We start from the raw sequence: 21,451 nt of genomic DNA, 5'->3' as shown, positions 1-21,451 counted from the left end.
TTAGAAACTTGAATAATCAAGTTAGGCTTTGATGTAGCGGCACTTGATAGCCTGTTGGCGGTTCTTCTCGCGCCAGGCTTCCAGGTTGATAAGGGCGTTGCCGTGTTTTTCCATCATGACAATGCTTTTTTCGCCAGTTATCTCGCATTTGCGAATTCTGCGAACGGTAGCTGTAGGCGTCGGGGCCAGTAGCACGACGCCATTAGCGATCCACTTTTCAAGCACTGAGTGGCTAATACCGTTGATTGCCGCGAAATCTTTTTTAGAAATAGTAGGTGAGGCCATCTTTAACGACATATGGTCAGCGACGGCCAGGTCTACGGCTTCGGCAACGAATTTGCCAAGTATCGGGGTTAATGAATCAACCAAGGAATTGATGATCTCGTTTTTGAAAAGTTGCCGTGAGCTTTGTCTTGGCATTGCATTCTCTAAATCCATAAAGCAATATCTCCCAGGTGTAGTTTGTGTTCTATGGTGTTACATGTGGTGTGTAGGCACTATAGATCACGCTGTGTGTGTTTGTAAATACTCATGGAGTGTATTTATTGGATATTAATAATTTTGATGGTAATGCTTCGCTGGTATTGGAACGGATCATGTCCAGCTACGGAGTCACTACTCAAAAGGCGCTTAGCGAAGCCACCGACATCCCGACAAACACTGTCAGCAACTGGGTTCAGCGCAATAGCGTCCCGAGCAATGTCATTCTGAAATGCTCCGTAGATACTGGTGCGGACGCAAGGTGGCTGGTTACCGGTGAACTTGCAAAAGCAAACTCCAGCCAGCCGAGTAGGGTGCTGAAAGGCAAACCGCTCTACGACAAGATCCTGGCTTCCGGCGGTAAAGCCGTCCTGCGCCGTATTCTGGATGCCTACGGGTTCGATACTCAAAAAGAGCTCGGAGACTTATTAAACATTTCATCCGGTACGATCAGTACCTGGGTGAGGCGTAACTTTTTCCCGGGTGATGTGGTAATAGCCTGTGCGCTTGATACCGGTGTATCGCTGGAATGGCTGTCTACTGGAGCAGGGGCCATGCAAGATCTGCCCGCAGATATAAAGAATTCGGTTTCAGGGGCGATAACGTTAGAGTGTTTGCAACTGGTCGCTGGCAAACTTGAACCGCAAGGACAGTGCATTGTCGATAATCGGTTTTTACCCAAAGACATAAGCGCCGATTCGTTACGCTATATCTATTCAGGGAATAGGGCGTGGTTAATCAGTTTTGATAGTCTTGAACTATCAAACGGGACATGGCTGCTAGATATTGATGGCACACTAGACGTTTACAGTGTGTCGAGGCGGCCAGGAAACCGTTTACGTATTACGGGTAAAGATGGTGAGTTCGAGTGTTCCGTTGATGAGGTTAAAGCAAGGGGGGTAGTGGCCGGTTGCATAAAGCAACTTTTATAAGGATATTTATGGCCAGTAGAAATTTTATTTATATTAATGCTAAGCGTATTGTGAAGGTTTTTTCTTTATTGCAGGTTAGTGATTCAGAACTACACATTCAGGGAATATGCAGCCAGTCAAATACGCTAAAAACGTTTCGGAAAGACCGCATTATCGAGGAGTTTGATACCCTTGATGATGCGTTATTACGTTACGAGACTCTCAATAAATCGCAGTATGATCATTATGTTACCTCCCCAAAAAAGAAGCCATCCTTGCTTGAGGTTTGTTTCACTGGCTTCAAGAAAAACGATAAAGACCGTCTTATAACCCTTGCGGAAGAAAATAAGCTACTGGTGAGAAGCTCAGTAACGCAAAACCTGCAATTCCTATGTTGTGGATATAATGCTGGGCCAACTAAGGTGACCGCTGCTCGGATGAAAGGGGTCATCATTCTAAGTGAGGATGAATTTAGCACTATGCTTGATACGGGTGAATTACCAGAAAGTTAATTTATATATTCATTTCAGGTTAAAACGTGTGTTTAAAATTATTTTTTTGGGGGTAAAATAAAATGGATGATGGCTTAATTAAATATATATTCCAAGGTGTTACTATAATTATTTCGATAATTGGTTTAATTAAAGCTTGGGTTTATACAACTGATAAAATTTTTGATAAAAGACAAAAGATGAGTAAGTTTATTTTTGAACTTTACGAAATTTCAGGAGAAGATTATCTAAAAAAATTATCTCTTGAATATGGATATGCGGCTATTACTAAGGATTCGACTTTAACCACTGAACAACGGAAATGTCTGATTAGCTCACCAAATTCCATGAAAGATATTGATTGCTATAGGATATGTAGTGGTTTAATAACAACCCGTACTTCCCCGTTGTCGTTTGGATGGAAATATAAAAGATATAATAATATAGTCTATAAGGTTAGTCTTTGCGTAATTTGCGGTTTTTTTTATTTCCTAGGTTCGTCCATGGTAATACTTCCTATAACTTATCATTTATTGCCTTCGTTTGTTTTATCAAAAATAAGCCCACTTGCCTTGGATATTAAATTGTTAATTATATTATATTTTATATTAACTGGTTTGTTTTTGGCTTTGATTAGTCTAAATAAAGCGGCTAAAATATTGACCGCAAATGGCTTGATAAAACGGTATGCTAGTTAATATAATTCTTTGAATAATAAAAAATCGTTACATGTAATCGGTCTGCAATTTTTTTCACTAAATATTAACTTTTACTAAACAAGCTACACTTCAATCAAAGCTGTAATCTCTGACGATTCATAGCATAGTAAAAATGAAGTGTAGCATATTGTAGTCAATAAGAACATCATATCTCTTTAACCACATGATTACAAGAGAATTTATTTTATAAAAATAGTATTCGGTCAACTGTTAATAAAATGCATTCAAACTATGGCATTTTTTATCTGCACTATATAATTAACCAAGTTAGCAATGAAAAACTACTCGGCATAGTTATCTATATTCTCTTCCAATAATTCATTCATGTAATTAGATAGCAAACGTAAAGCAAAGGTAGTTTCCTCTATATTGGCTTGATCCATAGCAGCAAAAAGAGTCAGTTTTACCAGATAAAGTGATTCGTTTAATTCAATGCCATTCATCAATAAAAATACGGAAGTCGCCTGAAAGGCAGTTCTTTTATTTGCATCGTTAAATGCATGCGCTTTAGCGATGCCGACCAGATACATGGCGGCTAATTTAAAGACGTCATCGCAATTTTCATAATAATGTAATGTTTCGACGCGGTTTAACGCCCCGGCAAGTTTATTGATATCCGGTCGTCCTGATTGTGGCAGCGTCAAAAACTGGATTTCAATCACTTGTTCTTGCGTCAGAAAATCAAAATCCATTATTTATCACCCAAGATCTTTATGGTATTAGCATGCCGGGTTCTTGTGGTCTCAAGGGCATCCTTAAACGATAATTTTCTACTGCCTTTCACTTGGATTGAATTAGACAAAAGATCAGTACCTTCACTTCGGCCAGAAGTCGCATCATTAGCAGAAGGTTTAACAGTTTTCTGCCCTGCCTGCTTGACGGATAATTCCCCGCCATCGCGTAAATAGGCCAGCCAGTAGGGAAGGTTTTGCTGAAATTCTTCATAGGATATTGATTTCATAGGCACCTCCTTTATCGTATACCGCAATGATAGCATACAGCCTATCAAGTGAAAATGCGGCTATGGGGTAGGGTACTGGAACATAATTTTATATTCTTATTAAATATATATTTATCAATAAGATAAAATGGTTATACGTTACCGTCACCCTTACTAAGGGGGTGTGTGTCGGCGTGTACCCAAGGCTTAGCCTAAGCTGTGTTAATAAACTGAGCCAAAGATATTGGCGGTGACATCAAGTGAGCCTATCCATTTCGATGCTGTTAACCGCGATATTTGATCGCCAATTTGCCTATTTGCCGATTTACCGTTGAGTGCAGGAAAGGCGACCCTCATCACGCGTGTCGCCATTTTGTAGCCACTTTTTAATTTAATTATTTTAACTTGTTGTTTTTATAGCATTTTTATAACTATGAATAGTATTCGGTCTTTTTTTATGAGGGTAGAGCAATCAACTACTTACCTAATAAATCAGTCACTTATGTCCACCGTGTTCTACCCTGTTCTACCCAATATGACGCTATGTGACTTTTTATAGTCATTCAAACCGGCCAATGGGTTGAAGTGGATTGCGTCCTCCAGATGGTCGGGTGCGAAGTGCGCATAGGGCATGGTAATGCGGATGTCGGAATGGCCGAGAATACGTTGCAGCACGATAATGTTGCCTCTGTGCATCATAAAATGGCTGGCAAAGGTATGGCGTAATACATGGGTCATTTGCCCTTCGGATAATTATCCATTTCGCTGCTGTTAACGGCGATATTTGACCGCCTATTTGCTGATTTGCCGTTGAGTGTAGGGAGGGAGTCTATTATCATGAGTTATTGTAGCCATCCAAATCGGCCAGCAGGTTGAGATGAATCGCTAAACTCAGACCGGCAACGAAGCCGATCTTAACCTTACTGTAGCGATGTTAAACGTAATATCTTGGCCGCTACCTACATATTACATTCGCTGTGAATATATTTGGTCATATATGCAGCACAAATAATAGTTAAGCCATTAAAATATAAAATGGCCAAATAAATAACAGTTATCTTTTTATCTAATCTTTAGTCTAGTAGATAGGTCCTCCTGATGATGATAATTTGGTGAAAATCACCATGCTATAGGAGTTATTTATGTCTATCGAGAATACGAGTCAATTTATACCAGAAATAAAAATACCCAACTCAATTGTTAGGCTATTAGATCAGCTTGTTGTTCCTTTTGGGATAAGAGATAAAGAATCACGTATAATCTATGCAAATCAGCCACTTACTGATATTTATTGTATGAAATCACCAACGTCAATTATTGGAAAGCTTGACTGTGAGATTGAATGTAAGATTTTAGAACCGGAAGGTGTTGTAGCGGAATTTGATAAACAATATAAGCACACTTGGCAAACGGAAAAATCATATTCAACACTTGAATTACACCCAAACGCATTAGATTACCCCTATATATTTCGTAAGATGCCATTTTTCGATGATAATGGGGAATGCATAGGCATGTTTGGTTATAATGAAATTATCAATATTTATACATTAAATGACTATGTCAAAGGAAAAATGCCAGGTTCATTGTTGCTCACCAAACCAGATGATTTTTTTACCGAACGCCAATGTGAAATAATATTTTACCGATTACAAGGGCTAAAGGCAAAAGAAGTTGCTAATAGGCTAAATCTTGCCACTAATACCTTTAACAACTATATGCAGACGCTTTACGATAAGGTTGGTGCGAATAACCTTGATGAGTTCATCGAATTTTGCGAGAAGCGGAACTATCATCGGTATCTGCCTAAGCGATTTTTGACCAGTGAAGCCATAACCTTTAGCAGCTCGATAATGTAGATATTTTTCAGTTCACTGGCCTATTGTGACCTGGTTTTGGCAATATGAGATTTGCCAGGCACACTGTTCTGCGAGGCAAATTACTGCTATGAGCTTTCGGCTGCACTGGCAACAAGGCAAAGGGAAACTTTCAGGTAGACAGAACTCGCAGGCCGCTCAGCGGGTTAAGCCAAGTGGTAAGCCAGAAGGCCTATGATCATCCAAAAGACGCTGCACAGTAAAAATAGGGTAATCCATGTTTTACGCTTCAAGTCATGGTTTTCGAGATGGCTACTCATAACGTTACCCGATAAATCAATATGTCATACTTGTTTATCGGAACATGCATCGAAACCTTTAGCAAAATGATCGTGATATGTTCTGGTACACAAAAAGGCTAACGCGGGAAAAATACAATACTGAGCAAACGGATAATTAATAGGCCATTATTCTTGCCGCAGGTTACAGTGAAAAGACGATAATAAAAAAACCCGCTGGTTGGCGGGTTAAAGGTTATGACATGGAGCGTTCTTATTCTGTGACGCGGTAAGTATGCAAGAGTAGTGTTACCGGAATATGACAGGTATGAAAAAAAGTGCCGTGAATGAGTTTACATTATTCACGTTAAACTATCAAAAAAGCAGAGATATTCACATCTGCATTAGGTGTGAAGTTACAGCAGATTTTTCTAATGGCACTTGGGTTTTTAATCATTAACTTTAGGTTTTATATTTACAATAATTCTGGTGTTTTACAATATTACGCTGAAATTAATGGCGGGTATAAATACCTACATATCATCTTCCACATGAGTCTAGATATAAATGTGACATCTTTATCGTCCTACATCATGATTAATACTGCTAAAATAAACGGCGTTAAACAAACCGCCATTGTCACTACGTTGCATAACAACTCTTATCTGCGCTGACGAGGTAATTTTTTCTTTTTTACTTCATTCATATGTTTAGCTATTGCAACGAGTGCAATAACCAATAGTATGATAATGCTGATAACCCACAACATAAGAGTTTCCATATAAAAATTTATAATTCCTTCTTTTATAAAGCATTTTTAATTTTAATACAATGCATGAGTGATTTTTTAGGAATTTACCTGTTGAGGAAATGTTATGAAAACTAATCATTAATTTATAGTTATTTTATTTACAAAATATTGTCTAACTCTTATGTTTTCCTTTGCAATATATTTTAGAAATTGTCATTCTACTGTCATATACCCGTTAGTGGCGTTATTTTTCATAAAAATCCAAACGTTGTTGCCATGTTTCGTTGGCATGATGAGTGTGCTTATGGTGTTCATCACGATGTGGTGTGAATGGGGTCGGGTAAATAAAGTGGTCGAGCATCACATGTGCTAGCCGCTTGATTTTATAGCTTGGGTAATGACATGATTTCCCGCTGCTAGGGGTACAAGTGGGAGACTTGGGGGTTACAAGAGCATGATGATAGGAATGCCAATTATCAATAACCTAGCTAAAAGCTGAATAACAACCTTAGGCCATTATTCAGTTTAAGATAATTATTTCTATATTTAAAATGTTCGAGTCGGCAACAAAAAAATTAATGAGGGAGTGCCGGCAAACGCGCAATATTGGATTTTATCACTGTAGCCGAATGATCAAACTGGCCTAGCTCCAATTCGTTTAAATTCAGTTCAATAATCTGATCGACGCCACGTTGGGTTAATATCGCCGGAACGCCGATGGCCAGGTTCTGCTTGCCATATTCACCATCCAACACACAGCTGACGGTCAGCGCCCGGTGACTGCTGGTAAACAGGTCGCGACAGATTTCGGTAATGGTTTCGCCAACCCCATATTCGGTACAGCCTTTTTGTGCATAGATTTCAAGACCTAATCGACGAGTGTGTTCACCCAATGCCGTTAAATCGAGTTCAGGTCCTTTTTTTGACCGGCTGTAATCATTAAGTGTCATACCGTAGACTGACGAGTGCGACCAGACGGGAAACTGCGTATCGCCGTGCTCACCGATAATAAAGGCATCGACGCTTTGTGGCGCGATGTCCAAATGTTCAGCCAGGATGCGCCGTAATCGGATAGTATCCAGCCATACACCGGTGCCCAATACTTGATGGCGGGGCAGGCCGGAAAGTTGCCATACCTGATAGGTGATAATGTCGCACGGGTTAGTGGCGACTAAAAATATCCCGTTGAAGCCATTTTGCATCATTTCCGGCACAATGTTGCCAACGATGCGTGCGGTGCCGTCCAGTTCATCTAACCGGTTCTGGCCGGGTTTCATGGCGCCTGCGGACACGGTAATCACCGCAATATCCACATCGGCACAATCGGTCGCCGGCCGGGTGCTGATAATGATATGACCGGACATAAAGGCCGCTGCATCGGCGAGATCTTTACGATGCCCTTCCACCAATGATGAATTAAGGTCCACCAGAATTATTTCTTGGCATATTTTTTGGTTTAGTAGCGCATAAGCTGCTGATGAACCAACATTGCCCGCGCCGATGATCATCACTTTACGTGGTTTCATTCCGCATCCTTTTATAAAGAGGAGAATCGAAAAATTTGTCCCAATGCTGAATCGCATCATGGTATGTATTAGGTATAGCAGTACTGTGAATTATTACCTAAAAAACCCAATGCTACTGATCAATCGCTAAATGGCCTGATGGTTGGAAAATAAGGATTGCATCGGTCAATAAAAACGCCTGGCGCATGGCCAGGTCGTTAGAATGTGGATGGGGCGGTTTATCTTTTATTGATCTCGGCCATTTGCAGATATAGCGGATCTGAACTGCGCGGAAATGATGCGCTCGCTTGCCTGTAGTGCGTAAGGCGCTCTCTGAAGTATTCACGCAACGCCTCTGGCTGCTCTTGCTCGACGTGAACCGCGACAACCGGCATGTTCAGCCGTTCCTTATAGGCAACGCCAGACGCGGCAATATCCACGTTGATTTTGTCTTTCTCGATTTGCGGCACATCGCCTAGATTGTAACTCATAAGGTCCTCCAGATATTTTACAGAGTATAACGCGTCAGGCTATGCAATGTTGAGTATTAATACTAATAAAAATCGCCGTTTAAATCGATTTGGTAATACATAAAAATAAATTAAAAATATAAAAAAATCTATAAATTCAATGTAATAGATTACAATGTCGTTTGGTTCTCCACAAAATTATCCTCCAATGATACCTGTGTTTTCATACAGATGTTGTGGGTAACGAACGTGGTCTTGTCGTGGGTATCTTCGTTACAAAAGCTGCTAGCTAAATCACTCCCAATCACCCCAATCACCCAATCAGCCAAATCAACGGTAGCGATAGAGATATACCTTAATAGCTTTCGGGTTGCGAGAAGGTGGCAAACGATAAAGCCTGATGAGCTGATGAGCTGATGAGCTGATGAGCTTACTCAAAAAAATGATTCGGGTGAAAGAGTGCAGCCAACGCACCTGCAGCTTGAAAGATGACGGGTATCGATAAGGTTGCAGAGCAGAATAATCATTATGTTATTTATATTATACCAAGCTTCTTTTGGGTGGAAATGGCCGTAATTGTTATCTGCATCTTAGGCATAGTAATACATCGATTATTGAAGGATGAATTCGTTGTTGTTTGGAATAGTGCATTTGGGGCGAGTCAGGCCTTGAAAAGGATGGTTGAAAAATTTATTGATGACGTCATTAATTCATTAAATGGCGTTATTGTTCATCGTGGATGAATTCAGTGCTGCATTTTTCAGAGTATAGCGACGCAGGCGATGGGTAAAATTCATGCCAATGTCTTTATTTTGAGAAAAAAGCCAGTCAGAAATTGATGTGGGTTAAGCATTTCCATATTAAAGGGTAAAACCGCGCTTTATGTTTAGCGCGATGGGACAGGCTGTTCTATAGCTAAAGGGCACCAATTTGATGCTTACCGTAAGGGTTATATTATGCCGACAATTACGCCGCCAAAAGAGGGTGATTTTATTAACTTCACTCAAGATTTTGAATTGGACTATGTTCTTGGTCATCACATGGCTCGTGATGAAAGTCAGGCTAACCGAGCCTTGCTGGTTCAGATCGGGGATGATTACAAAAAAGATAAAAAAGTCGACCGTGCAAAACATGAAAAGCCGTTCTACGACTATGTCAGAAAGCATGCGTTATTTGCCAAAATGATTTGATGATGGGCAATAATGGCAATGTGAAGCCCGCCACCGGCGGGCTTTGCTCTTTTTTAGCGTCCAAACTTTATCATTGAGCTTAATGTTTTAAACCCGATCATAAAACACATATCCCGGTTTCACATCCCATATGATCCACAAACCAGATGATCAGCCTAGCCAAAATATCATCAAAGAAGCAAAAATACAGTAGCCGCCAAACAGGTGCCACCGGTCTTGTTCCAGCCAGCGTGACAACCACCGCAGCGCTACCAGTCCAGCAATAAAGCTAAACACCATTCCCAATAGGCTGGGCGCCAGCATAGGCAACAGGCTACTTGGTGCTAAGGCTGGTGTGACGCCGGTGCTGTGGAACAATCTGAATCCCTCTTTAGCAATAACCGCCGGGGTAAGGACCACCGCCAAGGCAAAGCTGAATTCTTCAACCCGTTTGCGTGTCACGCCTAATGCCAGTCCGGTAGAAATGGTTGCACCCGAACGGGAAAAACCACGAAAGGGTAGGCAAAGTCCTTGCACCAAACCGATCACCATGGCTCGGGCGCTGGACAGTTGGCCCTGTTCATTTTCCCCCTCGTGAAAACGGGATGAAAAAATAATCAGAATACCGGCTGCAGCCAACCCCGAGGCGATAACCGTGGTATTGCCAAACAAACTCTCAATCTCAAAATTGGCGGCGTTATGGCCATAAACATGTTTAATGATGCTTTGCAGTGATAAGCCCACAACACCGGTGACGGCTGTGGCCAGAATGATGTAAAACGCATTTTGCCGGAAGGTTTTGGCGGAACTGAAATAGGTGGTGCGCCAGGTTTGCCAAAAGTAGATTATCACCGCAAACATGGTGCCGGTATGCAGCATCACCAGCAATAAGGTCATGTTGGGTGCGGTGGGATCCAGTCCCATCAGCTTTTCGGCGATGATCACATGGGCTGAACTCGATACGGGCAACAATTCAGCCAAACCCTGTACGATGGCGAGGATGACAATTTGTATAAAAGACATAGTTCACTCTTCAAAAAAGCGGCGTGCGACCGCGCCACCGTAGATGGAAAAAGTAAAGGAATAGTTACGATAGTTCATACAATTTAATAGACGGGGAGTGTATAGAATCTTTTGCCGTATTGCCGTGAAATCTATGTTACCGATCGTTTCGATTATGTGATCAGGCTCACTGTGAGCCGCCATGACGGCGAACCGCGCGAGGAAAATTAAGATATATCTCATGATATTACCGAGCACTTATGCCGCGACGACAGCCAGGAATAGGCACCACCGCAGCCCCGATGGAGAGCCACGCGCACGGGATCACGCATGTCGCGCAATACACCCGTGTCTGTGCCACTGCTACAAGGTATTAATCATCGCCAGTTGTCAGTAACGTTTTTTTATGCAAACGGCGGGATTGTCCCGCCGTATCGGCTGGTTATTACTCCAGTCGCATTATCCAGGCATCATGCTCAGTATCATACTGTTGACGAAAAAGACGGTGCTCTTTGCCGTCAAGAAACGCTGGAATGCTGGTGCCTTCATCCCAGCCATCCAGTTGTTTGCATAAATCGGGGTCGGATTGACAAGGAATACTGAGGATATTAATAATGGTACGATCCGTGCCGCAACGCAGTTCAGCGTCATTAACTTCAAAACTTCCTATTTTGACAATAGTCTTGGTCATAATAAGTCCTTTCATGAATCTTGCCAGGATGCATCCCCGGGATAGGTCATTAACCAGTGCATTAAGCGAGATAAGGCCGTTAATCTGTTTACTTACCCTGCCAGCATAGCCGCAAAGGCCGCAACTAAAGCATAGCCAAGATCACACGAAAGACTAAAAATTGACCCGATGACCGAAAACAGTGATGCACCGGGTCTACATGGAAAACAATGACGTTCATTGATTAATGTTGCTCAATCGCAGTACCCCAGTTATGCCACTCTTTTTGCTCTTCTGCATTAAGCAAAAAATGCTTGCCGGGGTGAGCTCTAGGGGCTAATGGCGTGGTCGGCGGGGTGGCAAAAGCAATGCCACCACGGATAAATTGCTGGAAGGTACCGCTTTTAATCACGCCGCCCGTCAGGCCAAACTTCAGGTCATATCCCGACGCCAGCCAGAACACGGAATTATTGCGCACTAAGTACTGGTATTGTTTACTGATGCGCAGCGTGACATACACTCTGTCCGCCAGCGATCCTAATGACAGTCCGGTGACGGTGCCGACTTCGATACCGCGGTAGAGGACTGGCGTTCCCACTTGCAGTGAGCCGGCTTCGGGTGTATCCACCACGACGCTCAGACCGTCAAGATAGCGTGAATCGGTGATCGTGGCTTCCTGTAGTTCAAAGTTACGGGTGCTCGCCCCTCGTCCGGGTTCTACGTTGATATAGGGCTGAAGTAGCGTTTCAAGATGATTAACCCCGGCGGCGGAAATTTCGGGTGTCACGACCGAAAAATGGGTACCAACCCGGGCAAAAGCCTGCACAAATTCAGGGTAGAGCACGGCTTGTGCCAATACTTCACTGCGTTCGGTGGATAATTGAAGTGTTTCTAACTGGCCGATATTGATGCCCAAATAGCGTATTGGCATTCCGGGTGTGAGCTTGCTTGCGTCGAAGGTGCGCAGTACGATCTGACTGCCTACTGCGCGCGCTGCATTTTCTGAGGCATACAGCTTACGTGTCACCCCCTTGGCTGTTATTGCACCGTCCATATTATCAAAACTAATGGCCCCTTTGAGCGCACGGTCTAAAGGCGATGCCTGTACGGAAATGCCGTTGCCGTTGATTTGTACCCTAGCGCCGCCTTCTGCCCAAAAAATACTATCAGGGGTAAGCAAATGTCGATATTGCGGATGGATATAGATATCTACATCAAAACGCTGCGCAGTAGGACGGACATCAATGATCTCTCCCACCTGAAATTTTCGGTATAAGACAATCGAACCGGTTTGAATATCCGGCAGGCTATCGGCGCTTAGCGTGAGCGTCGGTGTGGGTTTATCTCCTAGAATGCCTTGATCAGCCATTTCCCGATTACCGTATAACGGGTAATGATCGAGTGGATCGCCTTGGGTACCGGGCACCATGATAATACCGCCGTTCAGCCATTCTTGAGCACTGGTGCCGAGCACCCGCAGACCGTCTAACCCAAATTTAACGTCGATCCGGCTGTTAACGATAAATTTGCTGTTCCTATGTAAAAAATGCGCATAGTCCGGCTTGATGGCCACTTGAAGCGTGACGCCCTTGTCATTGAGTTGTCGGCTGACGACCTTTCCAATAGCAATGCCATGCAATGTCAGCGGTTGACCACTGTCGATGCCGTAACTTTGCGGAGCAAAAAGGGTAAACGTGCGAGCCCCCGGCTCTTGCAACAGCATATGATTGCTATCGAGTAGCGTAAAATGTTGCTCAGGGGGGCCGTCACCAGGAATCAATTCTAGTGTGGTGCCGCCTACCAGGCCGCTAAGATCGGTATTGCTCAGTGATAACTGAGGCGTATTCATTTCTATTCGGGTGCCGGTGCGCATCAGATCGGCAATGGACGGGTTAATGGTCAACTCACCGGTGACTTTTTTATCTTTATCCAACGCTAAGTCAGTCAACGTACCGACTTCCAGTCCCTGATATAACAGCGGGGTATGTCCTGCGCTAAGATGATCGGCCGAGGGTAAATCGAGCGTGATAATTACCCCGCGTTTACTGTGGGCCAGGTCCGGGTAGAGTACAAAATTATCATCTGAATGAGCCGGTTCGCCGTTGACCGGCGAGTCGAAAGCAATGGCACCATTCACTAATGCGGCCAGGCTTTCCATCTCCACTTTTGCGCCTTTCAGATCCACGCTGGCCTTAAATCCTGACACATTCCAGAATCGGCTTTGTTTTTTCACCAAATCGGTAAAACGACGGTCGATGAGTACGTCAATGGTTACGTTGCCTTTCTCCCGGGAAATATCATAATCATAAACCTTGCCCACCGGCAGTTTGCGGTAATAGACCAGTGAGCCGGTATTGAGCGACCCCAGATTGTCGGCATGAAGATGGACCAGTAATTCACTGGTGTTCACGCGGTATTTAGGTTGGGTATCGAGCGCGACAAAATGTTTTTGCGGGTCGCCTTTGCCCGGCATCATCCCGATGTAGTTGCCGCCCACCAGCGCGTCAAGACCAGAGATGCCGGCCAGCGATGCCTTCGGGGTAACCAGCCAGAATTGTGTGCCTTCTCGTAGCGCATCACGCATGTCATTCTTGATACTGACCTCGACCTGAATACTTTTTAGATCGTCACTGAGCTTAATGTGCTGAACAGTGCCGACGTCCACGCCCTGGTATCGAACCGGTGTCCTGCCGGCGACAATACCGTCAGCGGACATGAAATCGATAGTCACCGTTGAGCCACGTTCCTGCACAGTGCTATAGACCAGCCAGCCGGCAATCAATAACGCTATCAGCGGCAGTAACCAAAAAGGCGAGATGCGGCGTTTGTTTTTAACCGTTGCGTTAGTCGGCGTAGTCGGCGTTTGTTGCATATGCATCCCATATCAGACGGCTGTCCAACCAATTGACAGCAAGTATTGTCAGAATAACGGCGGCCCCAAAATAGAAGGCTGCCGGTCCCATAGTAAAGGCCAGCAACTGGTCTCTGTCCACTAGCGACATCGTAATAGAGATAACAAACAGATCCAGCATTGACCACCTACCGATCCAACCGACAAACCGTAGTAAGCGGATTCGGGTTTTAAGACCATGCCGGACCTCAAAGTGAATACTGATCAACAGGGTCAGTAACACGACAATCTTAATAAACGGCACCAGAATACTGGCGATAAACACCACCATCGCCACTGCGATATTATCGGCCGCCAGCGAGCCGATACCTGCTAAAATCGTACTGCCGCTACGAACACCGTTAATATAGATGATGGAAATGGGTAATAGGTTAGCCGGTAACATCAGCACCATCGCCGCGATGAGCGCCGCCCAGCATTTTTGTAGGCTCTGACGACGTCGATAGCGCAGGGGAACATGGCATCGTGGGCAGCGACCGCGTCGATCGCCAACTGAGGTATAATGACAGCCCAGGCATATCCTCAGCGCAGCGGTATTTGAACGCCGATAGACGGGATAGAGCGGGGTATGTTGGCCGGGATAGCATTTTTCCCACAGTTGGCCGATATTTAAATGTGTCAACGTTATTACGCTGCATACCGTCAAGGCAATAAATGCTGGCAAAGCCATACCCGTATTCACATCGGCGTAATCTTTTACCTTGATTGCGGCCACCGCCATGCCAATCAGGTAAATATCCAGCATTAACCACTCTTTGAGACGCTCGAGCATCAACAGTACCGGTCTAAGGTTCATTCCCAGGCGCTGGCCGAAAAAAAGATACAACAATGATGCGACCAAGGTACAGGGCGCACCGATAGTGCAAAAAGCGACCATGCTGGCCGTGATGACGTCACCCTGCATGGCCATTTGCCAAATGCCGTGAACCAATGTGGCGTTGATGACGGTACCCAGCAACCGAATGCTGATGAGCGGCTCGGCGTAAGCGAAGGGCATCAGCATGAGCATGGTTGCCGCCATTGCTGCCAGCTTATTCATGGGCCATTCATTGCCGCTGGCGACTCGGGCCTGGCAACGGGGACAAAATGCATCCTGATTTTTAGCCACATCCGGCAGTATAAAGAGCCAGTCGCATTGAGGACAACGGTGATAACGACCTGCGGGTATGGCAGATATAATGTGCAGTATTTTCATATTCCGTGATACTGGGCTCGCTCGTACTCACGCCTGCTGGCTTCACTGATATTCATTGGACAGCCACTGGCCCAATCCGTAACACCTCGGACGGGTTGCGCAAACATACCTGCTGAGACTGGCTTTGTGAAGTAATATAGGGTTAACCTTGTGGACTTGGGCATTTATTGCCTAATGCAGATAGACTGGCTATCGGCTGATATCTATCAGACTAGCTCACTTATTGGTTTTAATATGAAAAAACAACAATGCTATGCTGAATTACGACAAAACTTGACGGCGCTACTCGATGGCGAAAGTCATTTTATTGCAGCAATGGCAAATTGTAGCGCATTGCTTTACCAACACCTCGACGGAATCAATTGGGCCGGATTTTATCTCCGTCATGGTGATACACTGGTGTTGGGGCCGTTTCAGGGCAAGGTCGCTTGCGTTCGCATACCCGTGGGGAAAGGTGTGTGTGGCATGGCGGTGGAAGAAAACCGGATACAAAGGGTGAATGATGTTCACGCATTCCCCGGACATATTGCCTGTGATGCGTCCACTAATGCTGAAATAGTGCTGCCGATTTCCCTTGATGGCCGTGTTGTGGCGGTGCTGGATATCGATAGCACGATTTACCACCGCTTTGATCAGGACGACGAGGATGGCCTGAAAGCCTTGGTGGAAAGGCTTTGCCAACTTTTAAATCAGACCGATCTGCGAAGTTTTATCAATAATACTTTATATTGATAGACGGATAACGTGGCATTTGCCGATGGCGTCATTATAATGACGCCTGTTCATGCCTGCGCTGGTTGGCAAACCCGTTGTAATCAGGAAAATTCATGGAAAATCAACCCAAGTTGAACAGTAATAAAGAAGTCATCGCCTTTTTGGCCGAGCGGTTCCCACTTTGTTTCGCCGCCGAGGGCGAAGCCCGACCTTTGAAGATCGGAATTTTTGCCGATCTTGTCGCGCGAATCCAGGGGGAGGAGAGCCTGAGTAAAACGCAGTTGCGCTCAGCATTACGTCTGTATACATCGAGCTGGCGCTATCTGTACGGCATCAAGCTTGGTGCTCAGCGTGTTGATCTTGACGGCAACCCCTGCGGTGAGTTGGAAGTGCAGCATGTTGAACATGCGCGCAAGCAGTTAGAAGAAGCTAAGGCCCGGGTTCAGCAGCAACGCGCTGCCCAGCAGGCTAAAAAACGTGAAAACGGTGAAGCGCCTGCGCCTAGGCGTCCGGTTGCGGCGGTTCCATCCGAGGCCAGCGCCTCTGATAAGAACAATGCAGGCGAAACCGCAACGCCTCGCAAACCGCGGCAGGTTAACCGTCCCAGAGGCGATCGTCCGGCCCGGCCGGTGAAAACCCCGGCTCCGGCGCGCCAGGTACCCGTTACTGATATTTCAAAATTGCATATCGGCCAGGCAATTAAAGTCAAAGTGGGAAAAGACCCCATGGAAGCGACAGTAGTGGAAATCGCCAAGGAAGGGGTACGTGTGCAGCTCACTTCCGGAATGGCTTTGATAGTACGCGCAGAACACCTGCAGTTCTGATACGGAGGCCGTCCAGGGCATGAACAAATTTGTCAGAGTAACTGCACTTGCAGGGTTGTTGTTGGTGGGAGCGGCGTCGGCCAGTGACGTTAAAATCACCCGGGCCGATCAGATTCCACAACTGCGTGAAGAAGCGCAACAAGAGACAGTCAGTGAACGCGTCACCGCGCGTTTTACCCGATCTCATTATCGCCAGTTTGATCTGGATGATGCGTTTTCGGCAAAAATCTTTGATCGTTATCTCAATATGCTGGATTACAACCACAGCGTATTGCTGGCCTCGGACGTTGCACAATATGTGGATAAAAAAAACCAGCTGGATGACGAACTGAAAAACGGCAAGCTGGATATTCCGTTTGCGTTGTACAACCTGACGCAGAAAAGGCGTTTCGAGCGATATGAGTATGCCCTTGCCCAATTGGTGAAACCCATGGATTTCACCAGCAACGACACCATCGATCTCGACCGCAGCAAGGCGCCCTGGCCGAAAAATGAGGCTGAACTTAACAATCTTTGGGATGCTAAGGTCAAATATGACGCACTTAACCTCAAACTCACCGGCAAAAATGATAAAGAAATCCGCGAGATTCTGACCAAACGTTACCAGTTTGCCATACGTCGCCTGGCGCAAAGCAACAGTGAAGACGTATTTCAACTTATCATGAATGCGTTTGCCCATGAAATCGACCCGCATACCAATTACCTTTCTCCGCGCAATACCGAGCAGTTTAATACCGAGATGAGTCTGTCTCTGGAAGGGATTGGCGCGGTGTTGCAGATGGACGATGATTATACGGTCATCAATTCTCTGGTCCCGGGCGGTCCGGCGGCCAAGAGTAAATCCATTACCGTGGGCGACCGGGTGGTCGGCGTAGGTCAGACCGGTAAGCCGATGGTCGATGTGATAGGTTGGCGCCTTGATGATGTGGTTTCGCTGATTAAAGGGCCGAAGGGCAGTAAGGTGCGTTTAGAGATTCTGCCAGCCGGCAAGGGTACCAAAACCCGGATTGTCACGGTCACCCGCGAGCGTATTCGCTTAGAGGATCGTGCGGTCAAATTGACCATCAAGGACGTGGCCGGCCAGAAGGTGGGCGTGCTGGATATTCCTGGATTCTACGTCGGGTTAACCGATGACGTAAAAGTGCAGTTGCAAAAGCTACAGAAACAAAATGTCAGTAGCGTTATCATCGACCTGCGTGCCAATGGCGGTGGCGCGTTAACCGAAGCGGTGTCGTTATCCGGACTCTTTATTCCCAGTGGCCCGGTGGTCCAGGTTCGCGATAATAACGGCAAAATCCGCGAAGACAGTGATAATGACGGTATTGTTTATTACAAAGGGCCGCTGGTGGTACTGGTAGATCGCTTTAGCGCCTCGGCATCGGAAATTTTTGCCGCCGCCATGCAAGATTATGGCCGGGCTCTTATCGTCGGTGAACCAACCTTTGGTAAAGGGACAGTACAGCAGTACCGTTCTTTGAATCGGATATATGATCAAATGCTGAGACCGGATTGGCCGGCGCTGGGCTCTATTCAATATACCATTCAGAAATTTTACCGGATCAATGGTGGCAGTACACAACGTAAAGGGGTTGTCCCCGATATCATCATGCCGACCGGTGACGAGACTATCGAAACCGGAGAAAAGTTTGAGGATAACGCATTGCCTTGGGATAGCATCAATGCGGCCACTTACACCAAAACCGATAATTTGAAACCGTTCTTGCCTGAGCTGCTAAACGCGCATCAGGCGCGGATTGCCAAGGATCCGGAATTTCAATATATCGCCCAAGATATTGCACGTTTGCATGCCATGAAGGATAAGAAGAACCTGGTCTCTCTTAATCTGGTCCAGCGCGAGAAAGAGAGTCATGAGGACGATGCCATCCGTTTGCAACGCATCAATGAGCGTTTAAAACGTCAGGGTAAGAATTCTATCAAGTCCCTTGATGTTATCCCTAAGGATTATCATGAGCCTGATCCTTATCTGGATGAGACGGTGCATATCGCCCTTGATCTGGCAAAAGCAGAACATGATCAGCCAGCATCTCAGCCGGTAGCGGTTAAATAAATTCCACAGTCATTATCAAAAATAAAGGCGCCTCCAGGGGCGCCTTTTTTGTGGGCAACAGTGTCATCGGCCAAAAAAGATTAACAAAATGTAAAGTTATGTCTTTTTAGGCACTTAATGGCAAGTAAAACATTGAAAATGCCGTGCAAGCCCATACGATCTAGATAACGCATTGGGCGTTAATTTTTTGAGGAACCATACCTTTTATGATGCGCATTGCTCTTTTTCTCCTTACCAACCTGGCCGTCATGCTGGTCTTCGGGCTGGTATTGAGCCTGACGGGAATACAGTCTTCCAGCGTGACCGGATTAATGGTCATGGCCGGCCTGTTCGGCTTCGGTGGATCATTTGTTTCACTGCTGATGTCGAAATGGATGGCGCTGCGTTCGGTCGGTGGGCAGATTATCGAACAGCCGCGTAATGAAACCGAACGCTGGCTTTTGGAAACCGTGCGCCAGCAGTCCGCACAGGCGGGCATTGCCATGCCGCAGGTCGCGATTTACCAGGCGCCTGACATCAATGCTTTTGCCACCGGCGCACGTCGTGACGCCTCGTTAGTGGCGGTCAGTAGCGGGCTGCTTGACTCCATGAGCCGTGACGAAGCCCAAGCCGTTATCGCCCATGAAATAAGCCATGTGGCCAACGGCGATATGGTCACCATGACGCTAATTCAAGGGGTGGTGAACACCTTTGTGATCTTTATTTCCCGAATCCTGGCACAACTGGCCTCGGGCTTCTTGTCATCCAATCGCGATGAATCAGACAACAGCGGCGGCAATCCAATGATTTATTTTGCCGTATCGATGGTACTTGAACTGGTATTTGGCATGTTGGCCAGCACCATTACGCTGTGGTTTTCCCGCCATCGTGAATTCCATGCCGACGCCGGTTCGGCAAGGCTGGTAGGCAAGGAAAAAATGATTGCCGCCTTGCAGCGCTTGAAAACCAGCTACGAACCGCAAGAAGAGAGCAGCATGCTGGCGTTTTGCATTAACGGCAAATCCAAGGGTTTCGGGGAGTTATTCATGTCCCATCCACCGCTGGATAAACGTATTGAGGCGCTGCGTGCAGGTACCTATCTACAATAAGTATCGGCAAGTCATTCGGCCGGGTGTCCCGGCACGCTAGCGCTGGTGGGTTGTCTGGGTAATACGCAGTGAACTTACCAGCGCCGCTGCGGTGGCAAAGATCCCGGCTAACACCAGTGATGCATGGGTACCATGGGTGCCAAACAAATTTAACATCAGCGCCACCAGTGCAGCTCCAGACGTCTGACCGAATAGCCTGGCGGTGCCAAGCATACCGCTGGCACCGCCGCTACGATTCCGGGGCGCGGAGGTGATGATGGTGTGGTTGTTGGGGGACTGAAACAGGCCAAACCCCGCCCCACATAGCATCATGCGCCAAATGATGTCACCGTCCCCTGGTGATGCGGGTAACCAGGCCAGCAAGAACAGCCCCATAGCGAAGACACCCAGGCCGATAGCCCCCAACAACCCTGAATTCACCCGTCCTATCAGCCTACCCGCCAGTAGTGCCAGCAACATGGTGGCTAATGGCCAAGGGGTAAGCAACAAGCCGGTCGCCACTTCATCACGACCCAATACACTTTGCAGGTAAAAGGGCAGGGAGACCATCGCCAGCATTTGGGCGCAGAACGAAAAGATCGAGGTACACAAGGAGAGGGAGAATAAAGGGATCCGCAATAAATCTACGGGTAGCAGCGGCCAGGTCTGTGAAAGTTGGTGTCTAACGAATATTACGCCAACGATAGCCGCCAAAATCAGTTCGGCCACGATCCATTGCCCGGCGATCCGTTGTGAGAACCCGCCAAGTGCCGAAAGCAACAGTCCGAAGGTCAAGGCGTTCATCACGGCGCTGAACGTATTAAACCGCTGTCCGGTATTTTTCTGTGGGTTAATCGGCAAGAACCGATGGCCCAGATACAGCGCCAGCAGACCGATAGGGACATTGATGGCGAATAGCCATTCCCAAGAGGCGACCGCCAGCACACCTGCAGCTACCGTAGGGCCGGCGGCGGTGGAAACTGCTACCACCAGGGTATTTATCGCCATGCCGCGTCCCAACAGCCGGGTGGGATAGATAATACGTATTAACGCGGTATTGATACTCATGACCGCCGCCGCACCCAGCCCTTGAATGACCCGAGCGCTAATCAGCATCCATAGGCTGTCGGACAGGGCGCACATCAGCGACATCAAACTGAATACCGCCAGTCCACATTGGTAAACGCGCCGATAACCGTAAATATCCCCCAAGGTGGCGAAGGATAACAACGTCATAATAATAGCTAACTGGTAGGCGTTGATCACCCAGATTGAGGTTGCCGGGCTAGCATTAAGTTCGCGGGCTATGGTAGGCAAGGCTACGTTGGCGATAGCGCCGTCCAGGACTGCAATACTGATGCTCAGAACAAGCGTTGCAATAGCGTAGTAGCGTTGCGGGGTTGGAATGCCATCAGCATAATGTTGGATCATGAATATTCAATGTACCGTTAAAAGCTATATCCTAGCAT

The 21,451-nt window shown here is 46.2% G+C and carries 21 protein-coding genes and 1 pseudogene; 10 read left to right on the top strand and 12 right to left on the bottom strand.

Features of this window, described 5'->3' with window-relative positions; genetic code table 11:
• Window positions 1-21 precede the first annotated feature (21 nt).
• Window positions 22-438 (bottom strand): hypothetical protein, encoded by a 417-nt coding sequence (locus tag SJI19_RS03035; RefSeq protein ID WP_323476784.1) that lies wholly within the window; start codon window positions 436-438, stop codon window positions 22-24.
• Between the two features lie 107 nt (window positions 439-545).
• Here SJI19_RS03035 and SJI19_RS03030 point away from each other — a divergent pair, with 107 nt between their 5' ends.
• The 3 genes from SJI19_RS03030 (at window position 546) to SJI19_RS03020 (ending at window position 2,580) form a co-directional block, all read left to right on the top strand.
• Window positions 546-1,412 (top strand): helix-turn-helix domain-containing protein, encoded by an 867-nt coding sequence (locus SJI19_RS03030; RefSeq protein ID WP_323476783.1) that lies wholly within the window; start codon window positions 546-548, stop codon window positions 1,410-1,412.
• Between the two features lie 8 nt (window positions 1,413-1,420).
• Complete coding sequence (locus SJI19_RS03025; RefSeq protein ID WP_323476782.1) at window positions 1,421-1,903, top strand: BRCT domain-containing protein; 483 nt, start codon at window positions 1,421-1,423, stop codon at window positions 1,901-1,903.
• 62 nt (window positions 1,904-1,965) lie between these two features.
• Window positions 1,966-2,580 carry a hypothetical protein gene (locus SJI19_RS03020; protein ID WP_323476781.1) on the top strand — a complete coding sequence of 205 codons (615 nt, stop codon included), beginning with the start codon at window positions 1,966-1,968 and terminating at the stop codon, window positions 2,578-2,580.
• Between the two features lie 302 nt (window positions 2,581-2,882).
• On the opposite strand, the gene SJI19_RS03015 is transcribed toward SJI19_RS03020, so the two are convergent.
• The 3 genes and pseudogenes from SJI19_RS03015 to SJI19_RS03005 all read right to left on the bottom strand — a co-directional run.
• Window positions 2,883-3,293 (bottom strand): type II toxin-antitoxin system death-on-curing family toxin, encoded by a 411-nt coding sequence (locus tag SJI19_RS03015; protein WP_323476780.1) that lies wholly within the window; start codon window positions 3,291-3,293, stop codon window positions 2,883-2,885.
• Window positions 3,293-3,562 carry a hypothetical protein gene (locus SJI19_RS03010; RefSeq protein ID WP_323476779.1) on the bottom strand — a complete coding sequence of 90 codons (270 nt, stop codon included), beginning with the start codon at window positions 3,560-3,562 and terminating at the stop codon, window positions 3,293-3,295. Before SJI19_RS03010 ends, SJI19_RS03015 begins: the two co-directional genes overlap by 1 nt.
• Before the next feature lie 495 nt (window positions 3,563-4,057).
• Window positions 4,058-4,294 (bottom strand): annotated as a pseudogene (locus tag SJI19_RS03005) (tyrosine-type recombinase/integrase); the annotation flags it as partial.
• 389 nt (window positions 4,295-4,683) lie between these two features.
• On the opposite strand from SJI19_RS03005, the gene SJI19_RS03000 reads away from it, so the two are divergent.
• A complete protein-coding gene (locus tag SJI19_RS03000; protein WP_323476778.1) occupies window positions 4,684-5,400 on the top strand; it encodes a PAS domain-containing protein in 717 nt (238 codons plus the stop codon).
• A gap of 164 nt (window positions 5,401-5,564) precedes the next feature.
• Here SJI19_RS03000 and SJI19_RS24770 read toward each other — a convergent pair whose 3' ends face one another.
• The 3 genes from SJI19_RS24770 to SJI19_RS02990 all read right to left on the bottom strand — a co-directional run bounded on the left by SJI19_RS24770 (window position 5,565) and on the right by SJI19_RS02990 (window position 8,383).
• Window positions 5,565-5,678 (bottom strand): YmiA family putative membrane protein, encoded by a 114-nt coding sequence (locus SJI19_RS24770; protein WP_416347489.1) that lies wholly within the window; start codon window positions 5,676-5,678, stop codon window positions 5,565-5,567.
• Window positions 5,679-6,962: 1,284 nt separating this feature from the next.
• Window positions 6,963-7,913, bottom strand: coding sequence for an L-lactate dehydrogenase (locus tag SJI19_RS02995; RefSeq protein WP_323476777.1), 951 nt, complete (start codon window positions 7,911-7,913; stop codon window positions 6,963-6,965).
• A gap of 218 nt (window positions 7,914-8,131) precedes the next feature.
• Window positions 8,132-8,383, bottom strand: coding sequence for a DNA polymerase III subunit theta (locus SJI19_RS02990; protein ID WP_323476776.1), 252 nt, complete (start codon window positions 8,381-8,383; stop codon window positions 8,132-8,134).
• A 467-nt stretch (window positions 8,384-8,850) separates the two neighbouring features.
• Between SJI19_RS02990 and SJI19_RS02985 the strand changes: the two genes are divergently transcribed.
• Both SJI19_RS02985 and SJI19_RS02980 read left to right on the top strand, forming a co-directional pair.
• On the top strand, window positions 8,851-9,105 hold the full coding sequence (locus SJI19_RS02985; RefSeq protein WP_323476775.1) for a hypothetical protein: 255 nt from the start codon (window positions 8,851-8,853) through the stop codon (window positions 9,103-9,105).
• Window positions 9,106-9,318: 213 nt separating this feature from the next.
• The gene (locus SJI19_RS02980) at window positions 9,319-9,552 is read left to right on the top strand and encodes a hypothetical protein (RefSeq protein WP_323476774.1); all 234 of its coding nucleotides are present in this window, start codon (window positions 9,319-9,321) and stop codon (window positions 9,550-9,552) included.
• Between the two features lie 150 nt (window positions 9,553-9,702).
• Here SJI19_RS02980 and SJI19_RS02975 read toward each other — a convergent pair whose 3' ends face one another.
• The 4 genes from SJI19_RS02975 to yebS form a co-directional block, all read right to left on the bottom strand.
• Entirely contained in the window at window positions 9,703-10,554 is an 852-nt protein-coding gene (locus tag SJI19_RS02975) for an undecaprenyl-diphosphate phosphatase (protein ID WP_323476773.1), read from the bottom strand.
• Between the two features lie 424 nt (window positions 10,555-10,978).
• A complete protein-coding gene (locus SJI19_RS02970) occupies window positions 10,979-11,224 on the bottom strand; it encodes a DUF1480 family protein (RefSeq protein WP_323476772.1) in 246 nt (81 codons plus the stop codon).
• A 223-nt stretch (window positions 11,225-11,447) separates the two neighbouring features.
• The gene (locus SJI19_RS02965; RefSeq protein ID WP_323476771.1) at window positions 11,448-14,075 is read right to left on the bottom strand and encodes a PqiB family protein; all 2,628 of its coding nucleotides are present in this window, start codon (window positions 14,073-14,075) and stop codon (window positions 11,448-11,450) included.
• Window positions 14,047-15,309: a membrane integrity lipid transport subunit YebS gene (yebS, locus tag SJI19_RS02960; protein WP_323476770.1), complete on the bottom strand. Its 1,263-nt coding sequence runs from the start codon at window positions 15,307-15,309 to the stop codon at window positions 14,047-14,049. The genes SJI19_RS02965 and yebS overlap by 29 nt, the downstream gene beginning before the upstream one ends.
• A 234-nt stretch (window positions 15,310-15,543) precedes the next feature.
• Here yebS and SJI19_RS02955 point away from each other — a divergent pair, with 234 nt between their 5' ends.
• The 4 genes from SJI19_RS02955 (at window position 15,544) to htpX (ending at window position 20,003) form a co-directional block, all read left to right on the top strand.
• Window positions 15,544-16,041, top strand: a complete 498-nt coding sequence (locus SJI19_RS02955) for a GAF domain-containing protein (RefSeq protein WP_323476769.1) — start codon at window positions 15,544-15,546, stop codon at window positions 16,039-16,041.
• Window positions 16,042-16,136: 95 nt separating this feature from the next.
• A complete protein-coding gene (gene proQ, locus SJI19_RS02950; protein ID WP_323476768.1) occupies window positions 16,137-16,847 on the top strand; it encodes an RNA chaperone ProQ in 711 nt (236 codons plus the stop codon).
• 19 nt (window positions 16,848-16,866) lie between these two features.
• Entirely contained in the window at window positions 16,867-18,915 is a 2,049-nt protein-coding gene (prc, locus tag SJI19_RS02945; RefSeq protein WP_323476767.1) for a carboxy terminal-processing peptidase, read from the top strand.
• A gap of 206 nt (window positions 18,916-19,121) precedes the next feature.
• Window positions 19,122-20,003, top strand: a complete 882-nt coding sequence (gene htpX, locus SJI19_RS02940) for a protease HtpX (protein WP_323476766.1) — start codon at window positions 19,122-19,124, stop codon at window positions 20,001-20,003.
• Between the two features lie 36 nt (window positions 20,004-20,039).
• Here the strand turns inward: htpX and SJI19_RS02935 are convergent, their stop codons facing one another.
• Window positions 20,040-21,413, bottom strand: a complete 1,374-nt coding sequence (locus tag SJI19_RS02935) for an MFS transporter (RefSeq protein WP_323476765.1) — start codon at window positions 21,411-21,413, stop codon at window positions 20,040-20,042.
• Window positions 21,414-21,451 lie beyond the last annotated feature (38 nt).

It is taken from the genome of Acerihabitans sp. TG2 (assembly GCF_035013185.1).
GTDB lineage: Bacteria > Pseudomonadota > Gammaproteobacteria > Enterobacterales > Enterobacteriaceae > Acerihabitans.
This window is presented reverse-complemented; position numbering and strand designations above follow the sequence as displayed.